Source organism: Streptomyces sp. NPDC050988 (genome assembly GCF_044456225.1).
Lineage (GTDB): Bacteria > Actinomycetota > Actinomycetes > Streptomycetales > Streptomycetaceae > Streptomyces.
In genome coordinates, this window is record NZ_JBITFQ010000012.1 from 120,675 (window position 1) to 140,106 (window position 19,432).

A 19,432-nucleotide genomic window follows, 5' to 3' on the forward strand; every position below is an offset into this window, starting at 1 on the left:
GATCACCGCAAGATGGCGCGCGTGGGGCGGCAACCACCCTGTGGGGAAGGGGAATCGGATGGTCGACCAGCTCATGAAGCACAATCAGCTCGCGCGTCGCGCGCTGTGGTTGTTGCAACGCGCGCACAAGAGGCGCAGCGTCAGGAAGCTGAAGGCCGCGTCCCATGCGTTCGAGGACGTGCTGGAGATCATGTCGCCCCACCACCCGGACCGGCCGTCGTGCCTCAGCAACCTGAGCACGGCGTTGCGCCTCCAGTACGAGTGGACCTCGGACTCCGCCGCCCTCGACCGGCTCGTGGAGGTCGACGAGCTGATCACACAGAGCCTTTCCAAGGAGCACCCGCAGCGGAACCTGCACCGTCACAACCTGCGAGAGGTCCTGACGGTACTCGTGGCCGGGCCCCGTCGGCCCGGTCTGCTCGCCCGTGCGGTTCCCCTCGCCAGGGAAGCCGCAGCCGATCCCGACCACCGTTCTGTCTTCGTCGAAGCCCTGATCGTCTGTCTGGACGAACTGTACGAGCGCACCGAGGACGCGACCGTGCTGCTGGAGCTCATCGCCCTGGACCGGGAAAGGGTGGCCTCCGTCCCGGCCGACGATCCCGAGGTGGGGGCGTTCCTCAGCGACCTGGGTGCGAGCCTGCGCACGTTTGCCCTGCTGACGGGGGCCCCGGAGAACCTGGCGGAGGCCGTCAGCATCGGGCGGCGGGCGGTCGAGCGATGTCCGCCCGGGCACGAGCACCGCGCGTTCTGCCTCAACAGCCTGGGAAACTCGCTGCACGCCCTGTTCGTCCAGCAGGACCGGTCACTGGCGACGTTGCGTGAGTCGATCGCCTACGAGCGGCAAGCGGTCGCGGTGGCACCGGACGGGCATCCGGACCGCTCGTCCTGCCTGAGCAACCTCGGGATCGCGCTGCGCACGCTGTTCGAGGAGACCCGGGAACTCGACGCGCTCCACGAGGCCGTGCGGGTCAGCCGGGAAGCGGTCGCCAAGGCCGCGCCGGACGACGCCAGGCTCGCCCGGTACCTCGGCAATCTGAGCGCTGTCGACCAGGAGCTGTTCAAGCGGACCGGAGACAGGAGCGCGATCCTGGAAGCGGTGACGGCCTCCCGCACAGCCGTGGAGCTGAGCCCAGCCGACACCCCCCAGAGAGCCGGTCGGCTGAGCGACCTCGGCAACGCGCTGCACATCCTGGCCCAGGGCCCGTACACCGCGTCCGCCGAGGGCAGCCCCGCCGGAGGGGAACAGGTGCCGTGGAGCGACGTCGTAGCGACCCTGCGGGAAGCGGTCCAGGTGACCAGGGACGCGGTGGCGACGCGTCCACGGGAGGACCCGCACCGCGGCGGACGGCTGAGCAACCTCAGCATCGCCGCCCGCACTCTCTTCGAGTTCACCGGTGATCCCGCGGCGCTGGAGGAGGCCGTACAGGCGGCTCGTGAGGGCGTCGCGGCCACGGCGGCCGACACGACGGCCCGTGCGACGGCTCTGCTGTCGCTGGTCCGGGCGCTCGCGCGGCGCCCCTTCGAGCCGGACGTCCTGCGGGAGATGCACCGGTGTTGCGAAGAACTCGAGGGGGCGGCGACCGCCCCACGGACTCGCGTCATCGCGTACCTGCACCTCGGCAGGTACGCGATGTCGGCGGGCCGGCCCGAGGACGGGACGGCGCTTGCCGCCTACGAGAAGGCCGTCGCCTGGTTGCCGGAGATCGCCCCACGGCAGCTGCTGCGCCCCGACCGCGAGTACGGGCTGGGCGAGCTGGCGGGCCTGCCGGCCGAGGCCGCGTCGGCGGCCCTCCACCTCGGCCGGCCCGAACACGCCCTGCTGTTGCTGGAGCATGCCCGCGGCCTGCTGCTGCGCGAGGGCATGGGCGGCCGTGACGACCTCGACGAACTACGCCGCACCGATCCGGCGGCGGCCGAGGAATTCGTCCGGCTCAGGGAACAGCTCAACGCCTCCGACCAGACGAGCGTCGACCTCTACCACCAGAATCACGGGAGCCACAGGAGTGTCCCGGCAGCGGCCCGGCACGGCGGCCGGGCCCAGCAGCACCGGCAGCTCGCCGAGCGGTGGGAGACGCTGCTGGCCCGGATCCGCGCTCTTCCCGATCTGGAGGGCTTCCTGCTTCCGCCCACGATCGAGTCCCTTCGCCGTCGCCCGGCAGGCGGACCGGTCGTGCTGATCAACCCCAGCCCGTTCCGGTGCGACGCGCTGATTCTCACCCGCGACGCCTCCCTCCGCGCCCTGCGGCTGGACTGTGACTACGCCGAACTGCGCGAGCGGGCCAGGGCCTTCCAACGGCTCCCGTTCGCCGCACCGCACACGTCCACCGGTCCGTCTCGGCCGGACGAGACACAGCTGCTCGATCACCTGGCCTGGCTGTGGGAACGCATCGGCCAACCGGTCCTGGCCGAGCTGGACCTGCTGTCTCCCTCACCGCGCCCGGCACAAGAAGCCCCCAGGATCTGGTGGTGCCCGATCGGGGTGGCGGCTTTCCTGCCGCTGCATGCTGCGGGCCGGCACGGCGGCGCGGACGTAGGCGCCACCGTCATGGACCACGTGGTCTCCTCGTACACCTCCACGGTGCAGGCCCTCCTGCCCGACGACGACCGCCACGACACCGACACGGGCACGTCCGGGTCCTGCCGCGCCGAGGTCCTTGTCGTCGAGGTGAGCGAGGCGCCAGGGACGCGCGCCCTGCCGGGGGCCCGGTTCGAGGGCGAGCGTCTCGCCGATCTCGTGCCGGACCTGACCTCGCTCGCCGGTGCCCGGGCCACCCGGGACGCCGTGCTCGCGGCGCTGCCCGGACACGGCATCGCCCACTTCGCCTGTCACGCCGTCACCGACCCCAGATCCCCGTCCCTCAACCGGCTGCTGCTGCATGATCACGCGTCGGCCCCGCTCACGGCGATCGAACTGTCGGCACTGGACGTTCCGCACGGTGGACTGGTCTACCTCTCGGCCTGCGAGACGGCGCGGTCGAACGAGCGACTCGCCGACGAGGCCGTGCACATCGCCACGGCCTTCCAGCTCGCCGGCTACCGCCACGTCATCGGCACGCTCTGGCCGGTCGCCGACAGCGCCGCCGGACGCATCGCGGACGACTTCTACACCGGCCTCGCCCCGTCCTTCCACCCCGGCGAGGCCGCCAGGATCCTCCACCGTGCCGTCCACGCCCTCCACGCAGACGCGCCGGACGAGCCGTCAGGCTGGGCCGCGCACATCCACCTCGGCCGCTAGGACGTGGTTCTGTGGTCGCGGTTCTGGTTGCGTTCACCCCCGTCCAGCACTGTCCGCAACCTGCCTGTTCGCCCACTCCGCCGCAGGTCAGGACACCTCTGACTACCCGTGAACAGCCGGACGAACATTTGGAAAGCGTGTTGGGGGCGAGCCCTCACGGGTTCGAATCTCGTATCCTCCGCCGGTGCCTCACCGGGCACGATGTCGAAGGGCCCCACCGTTCGCGGTGGGGCCCTTCGACGTTTCTCGGGCCTCGTTTCTCAGACCTCGTTTCTCAGACCTCGTTTCTCAGACCTCGTTGTCCATACGCGCAGACGTGCAGCGCCCCGAAGCTGCCGTGAGCGAGGACAAGGGCCCCGTGGTCGATGCGGCTGGACGGGTGCAGTTCGGCACCTGCCTTCGGCGCCGTTCGCCCGGAGTGGCGCGTCGCCGGATTACATGGGCCTGCGCCTCGGTGCGGGGCGTGCCGGCGTCCTTCACGGCCCCGGATCCGACGAATGAAAGAGCGCAATGGCAGAGCGCGACCCTCGCAACCGCACTGGCCGCAGCCCGCTACTTCGCGGGCTCGCCGCTGCCGTGCTCGCCGCCGGCATGCTGGTGGTCTCGGCGGGAACCGGTTACGGAACCGGTGCGACCCCTCCGGCGCCCGGCGCACAGTTCACGCCGCTGACGGCGGCGGTCATCACCGAACCGACGCCGTTCGTCGCCACGGACGGCAGGACGCACCTCTCGTACGAACTGCTCGCCACGAGCTCACTGCCCAGCAGCACGCCGTTGCGGCTCGACCGTGTCAACGTCCGAGACGCCCGCACGCACCGGGTCATCGGCTCGCTGCGCGGTCGGGCGCTGGCCGAGGCCGCCAATCCCGTGGGCGACCCCCTGCCGGGTGCGGACGGGGACACGCCGCCGCCCCCGCCGCCGACGCCGACCGTCATCCAGGGCTCCCAGAAGTGGATCATCTGGCTCGACCTGACCCTCGACCGCGGTCAGCGGGCGCCCAAGGTCCTCGAACACCATCTCTCGGGTGCGGTCCTGGCCCCCTCCGGCCCCTCCGCTTTCGAGGAGACGGTGCAGGCCACGCGGACCGCCGACAGGCCGCCCTTGAACTTGGGCCCGCCGGTCCGTCCCGGCACCTGGTACTCCAGTGAGTCGTGCTGCGGCAACACCCACCACCGGCGCGGCCTCGCCCCGATCAACGGCCGCTTCTACGTGCCGCAGCGCTTCGCGATCGACTGGTACCGGGTCGGCGAGCAGGGGCAGACGTGGGAAGGCGATCCCGCACGGCTCACCAGTTACCTGAGCTACCGTCAGCCGGTCGTGGCCTCGCTCGGCGGCACAGTGGTGGAGATCCAGGACGGACTCCCGGACCAGACGCCGCCCGTCACACCGCCCACCCCGCCGATCGAGGACACCGTCGGCAACCACGTCACCGTGGAAGTCGCGCCGGGCCGCTATCTGCTCTACGCCCACCTGAAACCCGGCTCGCTCAAAGTCCGGAAGGGTGACCGCGTCGAATCCGGCCAGGTCCTCGGGCTGATCGGCAACAGCGGCAACTCGACCACACCACACCTGCACTTCCAGGTGATGACCACAGCCGAGTTCTTCCCGACCGACAGCCCGCCGTTCACCTTCCGGCAGTTCCGCGTCGTCGGACAGGTCGAACCCCGGATCTGGGACGACAACCTGGGCCTGCAGCCGACCGGCGTCCTACCGATCACGCCCTCGCCGTACGACGGCCGTCACCGTGCGCGCTATCCGCTCGACCGCGAGGTGCTGAAGTTCTGACCGGGCGCCGATCGGGCCGGCGGCCGGGCACCACCCGTATCCTCCGCCAGTGCCTCACCGGGCACTAACGTCGAAGGGCCCCACCGCGAGGTGGGGCCCTTCGACGTTGTGTCCTTCGTCGTTTTCTGTCTCAGGAGCGAGCGGATGAGCGAACAGCGGACTGTGGACTTCTGGTTCGACCCTGTCTGCCCGTACACGTGGATCACCTCACGGTGGATGGTGGAGGTCGCCAAGGTGCGGCCAGTGGCCGTCCGCTGGCGGGTGATGAGTCTGTCGGTGCTCAACGAGCACCGGGACGACAACCCCGAGGGCGAGTGGGGCGACTACATGTGGGCGCCGGTGCGTGTGTGTGCCGCCGTGGAGGAGCGGTTCGGTCAGCAGGCGCTCGGTGATCTCTTCACCGCGATGGGTACCCGATTTCATCTCCGGGGTGAGTGGGGGAACCTTCCGGCGGCCTTGGCGGATGCCGGGCTGCCTGAGGGGATCGCCGAGGTCGCCGAATCCACCGCGTACGACGAGGCCATCCGGTCCTCGCACGCGCAGGCCGTCGCTCTGGCCGGCGACGACATCGGCACGCCGGTTCTGTCGGTCGCCGGGCCCGGTGGCGAACGGGTCGGCTTCTTCGGTCCCGTCGTCTCCCCCGCACCCACCGGGGAAACGGCCGGGCGGTTGTGGGACGGCTTTCTGCTGCTGGCCGCTGTTCCGGGCTTCTACGAGGTCAAGCGGACCCGTACCGAAGAGCCTCGGTACGACATGGGCGACTGACATGGGCGACTGATACGGCACATCCGGATGACCGGGGCGTAACCGTTGTCCCCCTGGAGAGCTACGCGTGAATGACCCCTGCGGGGTGACGATCCTGGGCCGCCTGATCCGTAGCGTCTGAGTTGTCGCCGACGGACTCCGGCCGACCGGCCCGTTCCCAGCCCGTTGTCTTCTCCTTGCCTTCCCCTTGTCTTCCCCTTTGTCTTCTTGGAGGTCCTCCGTGAACCGCATGCTCAAGACAACCGCCATGGCCGCGACGTTCTGTGCCGTGGCCGGTGCGGGCATCGTCGGTTTCGGGGAGGCCACTGCCCAGGCGGCCCAGGCACAGGCACAGTCGGCGGCCACCACGACCGCGCGGCACGGGCACGGGGACGGGGACGGGCACGGGGACTCGTTCTCGGGGACGAAGAAGATCCGTGTCGGCGGTTACTCGGTCAACGTCTCGTGCTCCGGCCGCTCGGTGGACCGTAAGCCGGTGGTCGTCCTGATGGCCGGAGGGGGCGACGGGCTGGACACGATGGCCGGCCTGCAGAAGACCTTGAGCAAGAAGGCCCGGGTCTGCTCCTACGACCGGCTCGGCGAGGGCGAGAGCGACCAGCCGAACGGCATCCAGACCATCAACGACAGCTCCAGGATCCTTACGGGCGTTCTCGACCGGATCGCCGGTGACCGTCAGGTCGTGCTGGCCGGCCACTCGCTGGGTGGACTGATCGCCGCCCGGTACGCCCCCGACCACCGGGACAGGGTCAAGGGCCTGGTCCTGATGGATGCCACGATCCCGGCCCTGACGGCGGGCATCTCGAAGGCGATCCCCGAGTCGGCCACCGGCATGGCGGCCGAACTGCGTGACCAGACCATCGCGGTGAACGAAGGCCAGAACCCGGAGAAGTTCGTCATCGCCGACGAGAAGGTCCGCTCCGCGGGGAACATCCCGGTGCAGATCATCAGGCACGAGTCCCAGTACGCCGACGTCCCCGACTACGGGCCCGCCCTGGAAGCGATGTGGGCCGAGGGACAGGAGCAGTGGCGTGCGCTCTCCGGGCGCAGCAGGATCGGCGTCGCCGCCGGAAGCGGGCACTACATACACGTCGACCGCCCCGACATCGCCGTCAAGGCCATCCAGCGAGTCACCACGCAGGCCGCGGCCCACTCGTAGTCACCGAGGAACTCCGGCCCGGACACTGCCAGTTCCCCCTTTCTCCCGAGCTCGTGTCCTCCGCCTGTGCCTCGCCGGACACCATGTCGAAAGGCCCCACCATTTGCGGTGGGGCCCTTCGGCGGCGGTTACTTCGGGTCGCGGTTGAACGACGCCTTCGACCAGAAGTAGCCCAGTGCGGTCAGCGCCAGGGACCAGGCGAGGGCGAGCCATCCGTTGTGGCCGATCTCGGTGCCGAGCAGCAGCCCGCGCAGGGTCTCGATGGCCGGCGTGAACGGCTGGTACTCGGCGACCGGCTGGAACCAGCCCGGCATCGCGTCGACCGGGACGAAGGCGCTGGAGATGAAGGGCAGGAAGATCAGCGGCATCGCGTTGTTGCTGGCCGCCTCGGGGTTCGGGCTGACCAGGCCCATGCCGACCGCGATCCAGGTGAGCGCCAGGGCAAAGAGCACGAGCAGCCCGAACGCCGCCAGCCACTCCAGGACTGTCGCGTCCGTGGACCGGAAGCCGATGGCCACGGCGACGGCCCCGACGAGGACCACGCTCATCACGCACTGCAGGACGCTGCCGACGACGTGTCCGATGAGCACCGAAGGGCGGTGGATCGCCATCGTGCGGAAGCGGGCGATGATGCCCTCGGTCATATCCATGGAGACGGACACCGCGGTGCCGATCGTGGTTCCGCCGATGGTCATCAGCAGCAGGCCCGGCACGAGATACGCGATGTAGTCGGAGCGGTCCGCGCCGCCGCCACCGATGCCCGCGCTCATCACGTCGCCGAAGATGTAGACGAAGAGCAGGAGCAGTACGACCGGCGTGAGCAGCAGGTTCAGGGTGAGGGACGGGTAGCGCCGCACGTGCAGGAGGTTGCGACGCAGCATCGTGGACGAGTCGCGCACGGCGAGGGCGAGGGTACTCATCGGGCGGTCTCCTTGGGCTGGTTGGGCTGGGGGGGCACTTTGGTGCTGTCGGTGAGGGCGAAGAAGACGTCGTCGAGGTCGGGGGTGTGGACGGTGAGTTCGTCGGCGTCGATGCCGGCCGCGTCCAGCCAGTCGAGGATGGAGCGCAGTTCGCGCTGGCTTCCGTCGCTGGGGATCTGGAGGGAGAGTGCCTCGTCGTCCCGGGTGGCCTCGCGCAGGGCGAGGGCGGCCGTCTCGTACGCGGCCGGGTCGTCGAAGCGCAGTCGTACGTGTCCGCCGGGGATCAGGCGCTTGAGCTCCTCGGCGGTGCCCTCGGCAGCGATCCTGCCGTCGTTCAGGACCGCGATGCGGTCGGCGAGTTCGTCGGCCTCTTCGAGGTACTGGGTGGTGAGGAAGACGGTGACGCCGCCGGTGACGAGTTCGCGGATGATCTGCCACATGTTGTGGCGGGAGCGGGGGTCGAGGCCGGTGGTGGGTTCGTCGAGGAAGATGATGCGGGGGTTGCCGACCAGGGTCATGGCGATGTCCAGGCGGCGTTTCATGCCGCCGGAGTAGGTGGAGGCGGGCTTCTTCGCCGCTTCCACGAGGTCGAAGCGTTCCAGGAGTTCGGCAGTCACCCGCCTCCCCTCGCCGCGCGAGAGATGGTGCAGGTCCGCCATGAGGAGCATGTTCTCCTCGCCGGTGATCAGGCCGTCCACGGCGGAGAACTGACCCGTGACACCGATCGCGGCCCGCACCCCGTCCGGTGACGTGGTGACGTCGTGGCCCGCGACCTGAGCCTGTCCGCCGTCGGCGGAGATGAGGGTGGAGAGGATCTTCACGGCGGTGGTCTTGCCGGCGCCGTTCGGGCCGAGCAGGGCGAACACGGACCCGGCCGGGATGCGCAGATCGATCCCGTCGAGGACGGTCTTGTCGCCGAACGACTTGCGCAGACCGACGGTGGAGACGGCAGCAGGCGACAGGTGACCGTCACTTTGATTGGACGTGGGCATGACAGACGAAGGCATGGAGCCCTCCCGTTAGAAGGCTGAAGGGGGTGGGGGATCGGAAGAGGTGGGATGAGGTGCGGTGAGGGCTGGTGCGGGGCGGGCTCCGTACGAGGCGAGGGCGCTCAGGCCTTGGCGCGGAGGACGTCGATGTTTCCCCAGTTGGACCGTGCGCGGACCTTGACGGTCTCCTCGGTCTGCTCCGGGGCCTCGGACGCGGCGAGCGTGTTGCGCACGTGCCCGCGGTTGGAGCTGACGTCGAGCCAGGCGGCTGTGCCCTCGCGGATACCGACCTCGATGGCGCCGTTGGAGGTCTCCAACTGGACGTTTCCGCGGGCGACTTCGGCGACGCGAAGGGAGCCGTTGGTCGTGGTGCCGACGACCGACGCCTCGGCGCGCGCGATGTCGATGGCGCCGTTGGCACCGCTCATCCGCAGCTCACCGGTCACGGCGCCGACGGTCGTGCTGCCGTGCGAGTTCTTCAGGACGGCGGGGCCGTCGACGACGCCGACGCGCACGTTGCCGGTGCTCGTGGTGATCTCGGCCATGCCTTCGACCCGGTCGACGGTGCTGGAGCCGTGCGAGACCTTCAGCTGCAGCGGTCCCGTGGTGTCGAGGCGGACGTCACCCGCCGAGATCTTCACCCGGACCTCGCCGAGCCGGCCCTCGCCGATCATCTGGGTCCCGGCGCCGGTCATGTCGACGTTCGAGCCCGTGGGCAGTTCCACGGACACGTCGACGGTGCCGCCGCGCCCGAGCAGGTTGGCCTTGGGCGTGGTGACGGTCAGGGTGCCGCTGGCGTAGGAGACCTCGGTCTGGTCGGCCGTCCGTACGTCCAGGTCCTTCTTCGGGTCGCGGGGCCGAACGTCGACGACGGTTTCGTGGCGGTCGCCCGTGGTGAACCGGATGGAACCGGCGTAGACGTAGGCGGTGGCCGAGATCGGTTCGGGCGTTTCGAAAGAAGGCATGGCTGTCCCGTCCTCTTGAGTCCTTGGGCCGTCCCCGCTGGTGGGACGTGGTGTGGATGAAGTGACGTGCGTGAAGTGATGTGGGTGAAGTGATGTGGGTGAAGGGGCAGGGGCGCAGGCGCGTTCAGCGCACCCAGCCCGTGATGCTCTGGCCGATCGTCTGGGTCCTCTCCGTCGTCCGCGGCCGGGTGCCGCCGTCGACCGCGGCCGACACCGCACGCACCAGCCACGCGTTGACCGACAGGCCCTCGCGGGTCGCGGCCTCCTCGGCGCGGGCCTTGAGGTGGGCCGGCATACGGAGGTTGACGCGGGCGGTGCCGCTCTCGTCGCCGTCGGCCGGGGCCGGGGCCCTGAGCGGTTCGACGGGCTCGACCGGCTCCGCCGGGGCACCACCGTCGGTGGGCGGCGGTGTCACGACGAAGTCGGGGTCGAGCCCGCGCAGCCGTACGTCGACCGAGCCAGGGGCGAGTTCACGGGTGATCTCGTCCGTCGCGGCGGAGAGCACGTTGAGCATGATCAGCCGGGTCGCCGACTCCAGGGGAGCCGTCAACCTCTCCGCCAGCTCGCGTGCTTCGTCGCCGCCGGCTTCGGCGGCCACCGCGAGTTCGCGGCGGAGGCTGTCGACATACGGGGTGAGGTCCATGACGCCACGATGGCACCACAATGGCGCCACACGCAAGCCACGAGGTGGCATTTCACGACCCTCAGTCGAAGAGAACGCTCTGACCTGCAGAAACATGCTGGCACCCGACTGAACAGTTGTGGCACCAGGTGCGCCCACGAGCCCTGAGGGACGGAGAATGGCGCCGCGCGGCACCAGATGGCACCACCCGGTGCCGTGCGGTGCCGCCCGGTGCCGCCCCGCCCCGTGCCCCCCTAGGTGCCATGCGAGATCGCAGGGGGGGCGGCCCAGCCCACCGGCGTGCGCCGCACCACCTTGCCCCGCCCGTCCGCCTCCGGTGAGGCCGTGCCTTGATCGTCATGGCAGCGATTGCGCCGGGCCTGGGTGACGGCCGGTAGGGCCTCCGAGTGACCTTCCGCGGGCCCGCGTGCGCGCTGCCCACAGGGCGGTCGGCCTTGCCTGGAAGGAGTTCGGATGCCGTCACCTCCACAGCCCTGAGCTGCGGAAACACGGGCCGCCATCGCGTGGGGATCGGGGTCCGTGTCATGCTCTGGTCTCCGTTCCCGTCCCTCGGAAGCTCCCGTCCCCCGGAAGCTCCTGTCCCTCGGAAGCGCGGCGCCGACATCGACACCCGACCGATGACCTCCCGGTTGCCCGGTGCGCCGACGGCTCGTAAGGACCGCTCGTGACCAAGGCTCTTCCCGGCCCGCCGCAGGACGCCAGGGCCGCGCAGACGTCACCGACATCCGCACCGGAACCGGCACCCACACCCACACCCACACCCACACCCACACGAATACCGGTACAGATACCGGCACGCACACCGGTACAAGTGCCGGAACCGATACAAGCCTCACCCGGGTCCGCGATACCCGGGCCGGTCGCGCTCCCCCCGCGCAACCGGCGCCCCCGCCGAACCGGCCCACCCGGCCGGCTCGACCCGTACCTCCTCTCCCTCGCCCTCTTCGCCGCCTACGCGGCTCTCTCCCTCGCCCGCTACCGGCATCTGGCCACCCGTTCCTGGGACCTCGGCATCTTCGAGCAGGCCGTCCGCGCGTACGCGCACCTCCAGGCGCCCGTCGTCGATCTGAAGGGGCCCGGGGCCAATGTCCTGGGCGACCACTTCAGCCCGGTCACCGCTCTCCTCGCCCCCGTCTACCGGGTCTTCCCCTCCCCCGTCACCCTGCTCGTCGCGCAGGCCGCGCTGTTCGCGCTGTCCGCCGTACCGGTGACCCGTGCGGCCGCCCGGCTGCTGGGGCGTGCACGCGGGCTCGCGCTCGGCATCGCGTACGGCCTGTCCTGGGGCATCCAGCGTGCCGTCGACTTCGACTTCCACGAGATCTGCTTCGCCGTGCCCCTGATCGCGTTCAGCCTGGAGGCGATCCTGGCCCGGCGGTGGCGCGCGGCGTTGCTGTGGGCGCTGCCGCTCGTGCTGGTCAAGGAGGACCTCGGGGTGACGGTGGCGGCCATCGCCCTCGTCGTCGCCCTGCGATGCCGACGCGACTCCCGGCGCGACTCCCGGCGCACGATCCTGTACGCCCTCGCCGTGGCCGCCCTGGGCATCGCCGCCACCCTGGTCGTACTCGTCGTCGTCATCCCGGCCTTCAACACGACCGGCGGCTACGACTACTGGACCAAGGTCGACGGCGGCTCGACCCTCCTCGACGGTACGGGTGACAAACTCCGCACCCTCGCCTGGCTGTTGGTGCCGACCACCGGGCTGCTGGCACTGCGCTCCACGCTGTCCGTCGTCGCGCTGCCCACGCTCGGGTGGCGGTTCCTCTCCTCCGACGACCACTACTGGGGCACCGACTGGCACTACAGCGCCGTCCTGATGCCCGTCGTCGCGCTCGCCCTTGTCGACGCGCTCGCCGGTGCCCGGTACAGCCCGTGTCCCTGGCTGCGTACGTACGCGCAGCATCTGCCGACGGCCGTCGCCGCGGCCGCGCTGTCGCTCACGACCACGCTCCCGATGGCCGTGCTGACCGAGCCCGCCGCCTACCGCAAGCCCGCGCGCGTCATCGCGGTCGAGCGCCTCCTGGACCGGATCCCGGACGGCGCGACCGTCGAGGCGGACATCCGCCCCAGCAGCCGCCTCACCTCACGCTGCCGTGTCCTGTGGGTGGGCGACACCGGCGGGATCACCCCCGACTACATCGCCCTGCAGAACCGCCGCGACCGGATCCGCGACATCGAGGCACGCGCGCGGCAGCTGCACCCCCGCGCCGATTACTCGCTCGTCGGCACGGTCGAGGGGTACGTCGTCCTCAAGCTCGACTCCTGACCGCGCCCAGCACCCCGCACCCGCGGCCCCGGGGGGGGGGGCCCCCGCGCGCCGGGGGAGCAGGCGACGCCCCCCGCCCCCCCACACCCCCCCCCCCCCCCCCCCCCCCCCCCCCCCCCCCCGCCCCCCCCCCCCGGGCCCCCCGGGCCCCGGGCCCGCGGGCCGCGCCCAACACCCAGCCCCGGCACACGGACTCGCGTCGTCCGCCGGACGTCAGCGGAGGATCTTCACGCGGCGGGTCTCCGACACCTGGTCGATGTCCGACGTGCGGATGGTGACCTTCATCGTCCAGGTGCCCGGGATCGGGAGGTTGAGGGACGACGTGCCCCAGTAGCCGCCCTTATTGGTGAGGCCGGCGTCGATGGGGCCGATCTTCTGGGACGCGAGGGTGAAGGAGAGGCGGATCTCGGGGACCGTGGCGATGCCTCCGTCGGGGCCGATGACGACCGCCTCGACCGTGTTCTCCCCGACGCGGCCCGGTTCCAGGATGATCTGGACCTTGCCGTGGCCGCCGGGGGTACCGACGTCGAAGGGGATCAGGGTCGTGGACGCGGTCCGCTGACCGGCCGCCGCGGTCTTCTCGGCCGCCGCCGTCTCGATCTCGGCGCGCCCCGGCTGCGTACCGGTGAGAACCGTCGTGATGACCAGGACGACCACACCCACGACGACCTCGGCCAGGACCGACCGGCGCAGGGCACCACGGCGGACGCCGGGTGCGGAGGTCGGCCCGGACCCGCTCTCGGGCTCCTCGTCGGACCCGTCGCCCGCGGCGGCCGACGTGGACTCTCCGCTGTCCCCGCCCGAACTGCCGGCCCCGGGGCCGGAGTCCGCGCCCCCGCCCGCACCCGCACGTGCCCCCACCGTCTCCAGCACCGGGACCCGCAAGGGCTCCTCCGCGTCCGTCAGGCGGCCCGTCCAGCGGCGCGAGAAACCCGCCGCCGCCAGCAGCAGGACCACCGCGCACACCTTGACGACCAGGATCCGGCCGTACAACGTGTCGAACACCGCGTCCCAGGAGCCGAGCCCCCGCCAGGACTGGTAGACGCCGGTCAGCACGAGGACGGCGACCGAGGCGAACGCGAGGCGCGAGAAACGGGCCACGGAGGCCGCCGAGAGCAGCGCCTCCGAGCGGTGGAGCGTGGTGAGGAGCGCCGCGAGGCCACCCAGCCAGACCGCCATCGCGAGCAGGTGCAGTACGGAGGAGGTCATCGCCAGGGGGACCTGGATCCCGGCGGACGCGTGCTCGGCGGCCGCCCAGGTGCCCGCCAGACCGACGGCGAGAATCCCGCCGGCCGCGAGAACGGCCGGCTTCGGCCGCACCTGTTCCTTCTCCGGACCCTCCGCCTCCGCCTCCGTCTCCACTGCCGCGCCCCGACCGAGCCGTACGAGGAAGACCGCGGCCCCCGCGAGCAGCGCGAGCCGGGCCAGCAGGGCCCAGCCCGGCCTGCTGGTCAGGGTGTTCTCGATGAGTTCGGGGTCGAGGAGGGTGGCGGGGCCGGTGCCGCGCTCGTACGGGCCGCGGAACAGCAGGAGCGCGGCCGTCGTGGCGACGAGGACCCACCAGCCGGCCCGGACGAGTCCGCGCACCGGCTCGGCGGAGCGTGGGCGGCAGACCAGAACGAAGGTGGCCGCGCCGATGAGCAGGGCCACGGCGGCGTACGCGGCGTAGCGGGCGATGTCGTAGAGCGCGCCCGAGGCGGGGTTCACGGCCGGCTCGGCGGAGACGGACGCCGTGGTCTCGGACGGTTTGCCGATGGAGAAGGTGAAGGCGCCGGAGATGGGGTGGCTGTCCGCCGAGACCACCCGCCAGGCCACGGTGTACGTGCCGTCGGCCAGGCCGTCGTCGAGCGGCACCCGGACGCTGTCGGACCGGCCGGACGCGTGTTCGGTGTCGCCCGCGTTCACCCGGCGGTTCTCGGGGCTGAGGACGCGCAGCGAGTCGTCGGTGATGCCGACCGACTCCGTGAAGGTCATGGTGACCTGCTTCGGCGCGGACTTGAGGACGGTTCCCTCGCCGGGGGTCGTCTCGCGCACGGCCGAGTGGGCGGACGCCGAGCCCGCGCCGCCCAGCAGGAACAGCGTGCCGAGCAGGACGACCAGGGCCAGTGCCCGGCGTGGCGCCGACACCCGTAGTACCCGTAGCACTCGGTGTATGCGGCGCCCTCGGCCCACGTCGCCTCTCCCTGCTGCTCGTCCTGCTCGCACCGCACGTCCATGTACGAGTGCGTCTGTGGCTGCGGCCGGCTGCCGTTGTCCTCGGCCGCGGCCTAGGTGAGAGTACGGATGTACGCGACACCTTGTTCAACCCGGCCCTCGCCCGCACCGGCCGAGCGCGACCGCCTCGACGCCGCCCCGGAACCCGCGTTCACCAGGTCGGCCGCGCCGACACCCCGCCGTCCACGACCAGGTCGTGCCCGGTGATCCAGGAGGCCATCGGCGAGGCGAGGAACACACAGGCGTCGCCCACGTCCTCGGGACGCCCCAGCCTCCCGGTGGGCACCGCCTGTTGCCAGCGCCGTACGCCGTCGGGCCACGCCTGCGCGAGCCCCGCGCGGTCGATCAGCCCGGGGGAGACCGTGTTCACGCGGATCCCGTAGGGACCGTACTCCAGGGCCGCCGAGCGCGCGTGCGCGACGACGGCCGCCTTGGACGCGGAGTAGTGGGCGTGCAGGGGAGCGGGGTGTGTGGCCTCGATGGACGCGATGTGCGTGATGCTGCCCACAGGCCCGGCGGCCGAGCCCCGCCGGTCGCCCGTGTCACTCAGGCTGCCCGTGTCACTCAGGCCGCCCGGGTCACTCAGGTCACTCGGATCGCCCTGCCGCCTCCCGTCGCGCATGACCTCCACCGCCGCCTGCGTACACACGAACACGCTCGACAGGTTGGCGTCGACCACCGACCGCCAGTCCCCCGCCGTCATCCCGGGCAGCTCCTGGACCGGCTGTACGCCCGCGTTGTTGACCAGGGCCGACAGCCGGCCGCCGCATCGGTCGGCCGCCTCGCGGACCAGGCGGTGGCACTCGTCCTCGACGGTCAGATCGGCCCGCAGGGCTACCGCGTGTCCGCCCGAGCCGACAATGAGGTCGACGACTTCACCGGCGGCCTCCGCGTTCGTACGGAAGTGGACGGCCACGGCCGCCCCCGCCGCAGCGAACCGCAGGGCGATGCCGCGCCCGATGCCGCCCGACGCCCCGGTGACGAGGGCGACCTGCCCGTCGAGAAGTCCGCGGAGGTGTCCGTCGCGGCGTCCGTCCCGATGTCCGTCCCGATGTCCGTCGTCCGGGCCGCTCACGGGCGGCTCAGCGCGGCGATCCGCGCGGCCCGGTCCGGGTAGCGGGCGGTGAGTTCCGCCGCGTCCCCGTGCTCGTACCCCTCGTAGGTGAAACCGGGCGCCATCGTGCACCCGAAGAACGACCAGCCGGTGGCGGTCGCGACCCGCGCGCCCATCCAGGTGCGTGCGGGCACGGTGTACTGGAGGTGCTGGCCGCCAAGGACGTCGGGGCCGAGCAGGACCGTACGGGACGTGCCGTCGGGGGACAGGAGGAGCATCTCCAGGGGATCCCCCAGGTAGAAGTGCCAGGTCTCGTCGGCGGGGAGCCGGTGGAGCGCGGAGAAGTCGTCGGGTTCCGCGGTCAGGAGGACCACTATCGCGGACCCCTCGGGGCGGCCGTCGGGCCGTTCGGGACCCGCCCAGGTGCGGGCGAAGAGACCGCCCTCCTTGGGGATGGGCTCCAGTTTGTAGTGGGCGACCAGGGCTTCGGGAGTGATGTCATGGACCACCTACCGACCATGCCCCAAAGGGAGTTGTCGATGCGCCACCCGGACCGCGACGCGCGGAACACCGAGCGCCGCCCCGAGGCAGCCGTCGGCCCCCAAGTCCCTAAAGTCCCGCGGCTTCCCTTGTCAGGAACGCCAGTTGGGCCTTCTTCGCCGACAGGTGCACCTCCGGCAGGTCTATCTCCGGGAGCACGACCGGCGGTCCGAGCACGAATCCCTGGCGGGTCAGACGGGTGATCGCCTTCTCGTTGCGGATGTCGGGCTCGACCACGACCCGGCGCCGGTCGAGGACGCGCAGCACATACACGGTGAACGCGGTCAGCAGCGCCGAGCTGTACCCCGGCCGCTCGTCCCCCTCGCCCGCGGGCGCGATCAGCAGGTGGACGCCGATGTCGCCGGGCTCCACCTCATAGCACTCGCTGACCCGGTCGGCCTCCGGCTCGTACGTCTGGAAGAGCGCGGCCGGCCTGCCGTCCAGGACGGCGAGGAAGGCGTGGTGGGTGTCGAGGGAGTCGAGATGCCGGTACGTCTCCAGCACCTGCTCCCTGCCGAAGCCGCCCATGCCCCAGAACCGGGCGCGTTCGGCCGTCACCCAGGCATGGAGCACGTCCAGGTCGGCGTCCGGGTCCACGCGCAGGACACGGACCGTGCCGAGACCGTCGACGACCTGCTCGTGGACGGCCTCACGGCTCGCGGCGTACGGCTCGGACGTCATCGTCCTGTCCTCCATGAGCTTGGTCCAGTCGGTCACGACGGGGACGAGATCTCCCCTGACCCACAAGGGGAGTTGATCGCGGTGGTGCGGTGAGTCCGGAACGCCCGAGGCACCGAAGGGCACCACCCAGAGGCTGTTCTCGCGTCGCGCGACGTCCCACACATAGCGGGCGGCGGGACCGCGAGCGGCCCGGTCGGTGAGCCCCGGTACGGCCGAGGTGCACAGCACGCAGTCGTGGTCGCCGGAGAGCCCGGGCTCCCGTTCGTCGTACTCGCCGTACTCGCCGTACGAGGGGTCCGGCAGCGCCCGCCAGGGAGCGAGGCGGTGGGTGTCGCCCCACGTGCCCTTCGGCGGGTCTCCGGCCACCTCCTCGACGGCGGCCCTGACGACCTCGGCACGGTCGATCCCGTACAACTCCTCGGCCCTGAGCAGGCTTTCGAGGGCGAAGGCGACCCGGGGGACGAGTGCGAGCCAGGGGCGGAAGACCTCGGGGTGGAGCGGGGGTTCGGCGAGGCGGGCCAGGGCGGGGTGGGCCGCGAGGCGGCGTACGACCGCGCTCCGGACTGCCGCATAGGTGGCCGCCTCCGTGCTGTCGGCTGCCATGTGGCGGTCCCAGTGGAGGAGCCGGTCGCGCAGGGAGGCGGCCTCGGGGGTGAGGTCGTCCAGGGCGGCGAGGCGGTCCAACAGCGGGGCCGCGGAGGCGAGATGGGTGTCCATGTGGAGGGCGGCCATGTCGGCGGCGGTCCAGTCCCGACGGGTGCCGAGGAGTGCGCGCAGCCGGGTGGCCCGGTGGGGCGGGGCGAACTCGACGCCGAGCGGAGTCGCCGGGCCGCGCTGGTTCGCCATGACCGCGATGCCGTCGTCGACCGTGCCGCGCGGCATGGGGGCGTACCAGCCGCGCCACTCGTGCCCCGGCTCCCAGGCGTTGACGATCCGCGTGCGGTTGTCCTCGCTCCGGACCGGGACCCTGCCCGCGACCCGGTGCAGTACGCCGCCCTCGGTGTCGGCGGCCTGGACGACGTTGACGGGTTCGGCCCAGTCGTCGAACGCGCGGTCCACGTCGGCGACCCGGCGGGCGCGGAGAAGGGGGAGGAGGGCGGAGAAGCCGAGGTCTTCGGTGACGCGGGGCGGGTGGCGGAGGCTGAGGGGCGCGGTCGAGGCGCCGCCGTCACGGTCCCGGCCGCTGCCACCGTCCGTGTCGCCGTCGGCGTCGCCGTACGGGTCGGTGTCGCCGTTGACGACGACCGGGCCGCGGTCGGTCTCGATCACCTCCACCTCGACGGGGTCGCCGTCGGCCACCTCGATGATCTCGGTGTGCCGGGAGGCGGGGTGCCACAGCCCGTCCGGGCCGAGGGCCTCCACCCGGTCGCCGTTTCCGCCGCCATCTCCGCCGCCATCTCCGTTGCCGTCTCCGGTCCGCCGGAGCCGCTCCCGGTAAAGGTCCTGGTAGTCGGCCATCGCGTTGGTGATCGACCAGGCGACCGTGCCCGTGTGGCCGAAGTGGGCGATGCCCGGGACGCCCGGTACGGCGAGGCCGATGACGTCGAACTCCGGGCAGGACAGGCGGAGCTGCTGGTAGACGCCGGGGGCCTCGATGTAGCGGTGGGGATCGCCCGCGACGACCGGCCCGCCGGTGGCGGTGCGCTCGCCGGTGACGAGCCAGCCGTTGCTGCCGGAGGTGCCGGGTCCGTCGGTGGCGAAGAGGCCGACCGCGTCCGGACCGAGATGGCGTACGACCTCCTCGCGCCAGAGCTTGGCCGGGAACCCGGCGAAGAGGATGTGCGTGGCGAGCCAGACGCCGAGCGGGGTCCAGGGTTCCCAGCGGCCGGGGGCGAGACCGACGGCCGTGAACTCGGGGGCGCGGCGGGCGCCTTCGGGCAGGCCCTGGTTGACCCCGTCGACGTACGCCCGGACCCACGCGGCCGTCTCGGGGTCCCGTCTCTCCAGGGCGGTGAAGCAGCGTCTCGCCGTGTCGTCGAGCCGGGCCTGTCTCGCGAACCGGTCCCAGCCGAGGGCGTCGGCGCCGAGGAACGCGGCCGAGGTGCCGCGCGCCCGGTGCCGTTCGACCTCCAGTTGCCAGGCGCGGTCGTGGGCGGTGACCAGTCCCTGGGCGTGGGCGAGTTCACGCGCGTCGCCCGCGCGCAGATGTGGGACACCCCAGGCATCGCGGTAGATCTCGACAGTCACCCTGTGTCTCCCGTGTGGATTAGGTTAGGCTCACC

The 19,432-nt window shown here is 71.6% G+C and carries 13 protein-coding genes; 5 read left to right on the forward strand and 8 right to left on the reverse strand.

The features are described from left to right. Nucleotides 1–58: 58 nt before the first annotated feature. The 4 genes from ACIBEI_RS25680 (at nucleotide 59) to ACIBEI_RS25695 (ending at nucleotide 6,941) form a co-directional block, all read left to right on the forward strand. Nucleotides 59–3,235 (forward strand): CHAT domain-containing protein, encoded by a 3,177-nt coding sequence (locus ACIBEI_RS25680; protein WP_398892597.1) that lies wholly within the window; start codon nucleotides 59–61, stop codon nucleotides 3,233–3,235. A 510-nt stretch (nucleotides 3,236–3,745) separates the two neighbouring features. Next, nucleotides 3,746–5,020: a M23 family metallopeptidase gene (locus ACIBEI_RS25685; protein WP_398892598.1), complete on the forward strand. Its 1,275-nt coding sequence runs from the start codon at nucleotides 3,746–3,748 to the stop codon at nucleotides 5,018–5,020. Between the two features lie 144 nt (nucleotides 5,021–5,164). After that, on the forward strand, nucleotides 5,165–5,785 hold the full coding sequence (locus tag ACIBEI_RS25690; protein WP_398892599.1) for a disulfide bond formation protein DsbA: 621 nt from the start codon (nucleotides 5,165–5,167) through the stop codon (nucleotides 5,783–5,785). A gap of 229 nt (nucleotides 5,786–6,014) precedes the next feature. Beyond that, on the forward strand, nucleotides 6,015–6,941 hold the full coding sequence (locus ACIBEI_RS25695; protein WP_398892600.1) for an alpha/beta fold hydrolase: 927 nt from the start codon (nucleotides 6,015–6,017) through the stop codon (nucleotides 6,939–6,941). A 128-nt stretch (nucleotides 6,942–7,069) separates the two neighbouring features. Here ACIBEI_RS25695 and ACIBEI_RS25700 read toward each other — a convergent pair whose 3' ends face one another. The 4 genes from ACIBEI_RS25700 to ACIBEI_RS25715 all read right to left on the reverse strand — a co-directional run bounded on the left by ACIBEI_RS25700 (nucleotide 7,070) and on the right by ACIBEI_RS25715 (nucleotide 10,458). Next, a complete protein-coding gene (locus ACIBEI_RS25700; protein ID WP_398892601.1) occupies nucleotides 7,070–7,861 on the reverse strand; it encodes an ABC transporter permease in 792 nt (263 codons plus the stop codon). After that, nucleotides 7,858–8,868, reverse strand: coding sequence for an ATP-binding cassette domain-containing protein (locus tag ACIBEI_RS25705; protein WP_398892602.1), 1,011 nt, complete (start codon nucleotides 8,866–8,868; stop codon nucleotides 7,858–7,860). Before ACIBEI_RS25705 ends, ACIBEI_RS25700 begins: the two co-directional genes overlap by 4 nt. Nucleotides 8,869–8,972: 104 nt before the next feature. After that, nucleotides 8,973–9,815, reverse strand: coding sequence for a DUF4097 family beta strand repeat-containing protein (locus tag ACIBEI_RS25710; protein ID WP_398892603.1), 843 nt, complete (start codon nucleotides 9,813–9,815; stop codon nucleotides 8,973–8,975). Between the two features lie 124 nt (nucleotides 9,816–9,939). Beyond that, nucleotides 9,940–10,458 (reverse strand): toxin-antitoxin system HicB family antitoxin, encoded by a 519-nt coding sequence (locus ACIBEI_RS25715; RefSeq protein WP_398892604.1) that lies wholly within the window; start codon nucleotides 10,456–10,458, stop codon nucleotides 9,940–9,942. A gap of 811 nt (nucleotides 10,459–11,269) precedes the next feature. On the opposite strand from ACIBEI_RS25715, the gene ACIBEI_RS25720 reads away from it, so the two are divergent. Further along, the gene (locus tag ACIBEI_RS25720; protein WP_398892605.1) at nucleotides 11,270–12,721 is read left to right on the forward strand and encodes a DUF2079 domain-containing protein; all 1,452 of its coding nucleotides are present in this window, start codon (nucleotides 11,270–11,272) and stop codon (nucleotides 12,719–12,721) included. A gap of 213 nt (nucleotides 12,722–12,934) precedes the next feature. Here ACIBEI_RS25720 and ACIBEI_RS25725 read toward each other — a convergent pair whose 3' ends face one another. From ACIBEI_RS25725 to ACIBEI_RS25740, 4 genes are all read right to left on the reverse strand, one after another. Continuing rightward, entirely contained in the window at nucleotides 12,935–14,848 is a 1,914-nt protein-coding gene (locus ACIBEI_RS25725; RefSeq protein WP_398892606.1) for a copper resistance CopC/CopD family protein, read from the reverse strand. Between the two features lie 238 nt (nucleotides 14,849–15,086). Beyond that, the gene (locus ACIBEI_RS25730) at nucleotides 15,087–16,010 is read right to left on the reverse strand and encodes an SDR family NAD(P)-dependent oxidoreductase (protein ID WP_398892607.1); all 924 of its coding nucleotides are present in this window, start codon (nucleotides 16,008–16,010) and stop codon (nucleotides 15,087–15,089) included. Continuing rightward, entirely contained in the window at nucleotides 16,007–16,486 is a 480-nt protein-coding gene (locus ACIBEI_RS25735; protein WP_362071908.1) for a cupin domain-containing protein, read from the reverse strand. The genes ACIBEI_RS25730 and ACIBEI_RS25735 overlap by 4 nt, the downstream gene beginning before the upstream one ends. A gap of 112 nt (nucleotides 16,487–16,598) precedes the next feature. Beyond that, nucleotides 16,599–19,397 (reverse strand): GNAT family N-acetyltransferase, encoded by a 2,799-nt coding sequence (locus tag ACIBEI_RS25740; protein ID WP_398892608.1) that lies wholly within the window; start codon nucleotides 19,395–19,397, stop codon nucleotides 16,599–16,601. Between the last annotated feature and the right edge of the window lie 35 nt (nucleotides 19,398–19,432).

Bases quoted from the DNA above. Each gene is read 5' to 3' on its own strand.
- ACIBEI_RS25680 (WP_398892597.1), top strand. From the start codon at position 59: ATGGTCGACCAGCTCATGAAGCACAATCAGCTCGCGCGTCGCGCGCTG.
- ACIBEI_RS25685 (WP_398892598.1), top strand. From the start codon at position 3,746: ATGGCAGAGCGCGACCCTCGCAACCGCACTGGCCGCAGCCCGCTACTT.
- ACIBEI_RS25690 (WP_398892599.1), top strand. From the start codon at position 5,165: ATGAGCGAACAGCGGACTGTGGACTTCTGGTTCGACCCTGTCTGCCCG.
- ACIBEI_RS25695 (WP_398892600.1), top strand. From the start codon at position 6,015: ATGCTCAAGACAACCGCCATGGCCGCGACGTTCTGTGCCGTGGCCGGT.
- ACIBEI_RS25700 (WP_398892601.1), bottom strand. From the start codon at position 7,861: ATGAGTACCCTCGCCCTCGCCGTGCGCGACTCGTCCACGATGCTGCGT.
- ACIBEI_RS25705 (WP_398892602.1), bottom strand. From the start codon at position 8,868: ATGCCTTCGTCTGTCATGCCCACGTCCAATCAAAGTGACGGTCACCTG.
- ACIBEI_RS25710 (WP_398892603.1), bottom strand. From the start codon at position 9,815: ATGCCTTCTTTCGAAACGCCCGAACCGATCTCGGCCACCGCCTACGTC.
- ACIBEI_RS25715 (WP_398892604.1), bottom strand. From the start codon at position 10,458: ATGGACCTCACCCCGTATGTCGACAGCCTCCGCCGCGAACTCGCGGTG.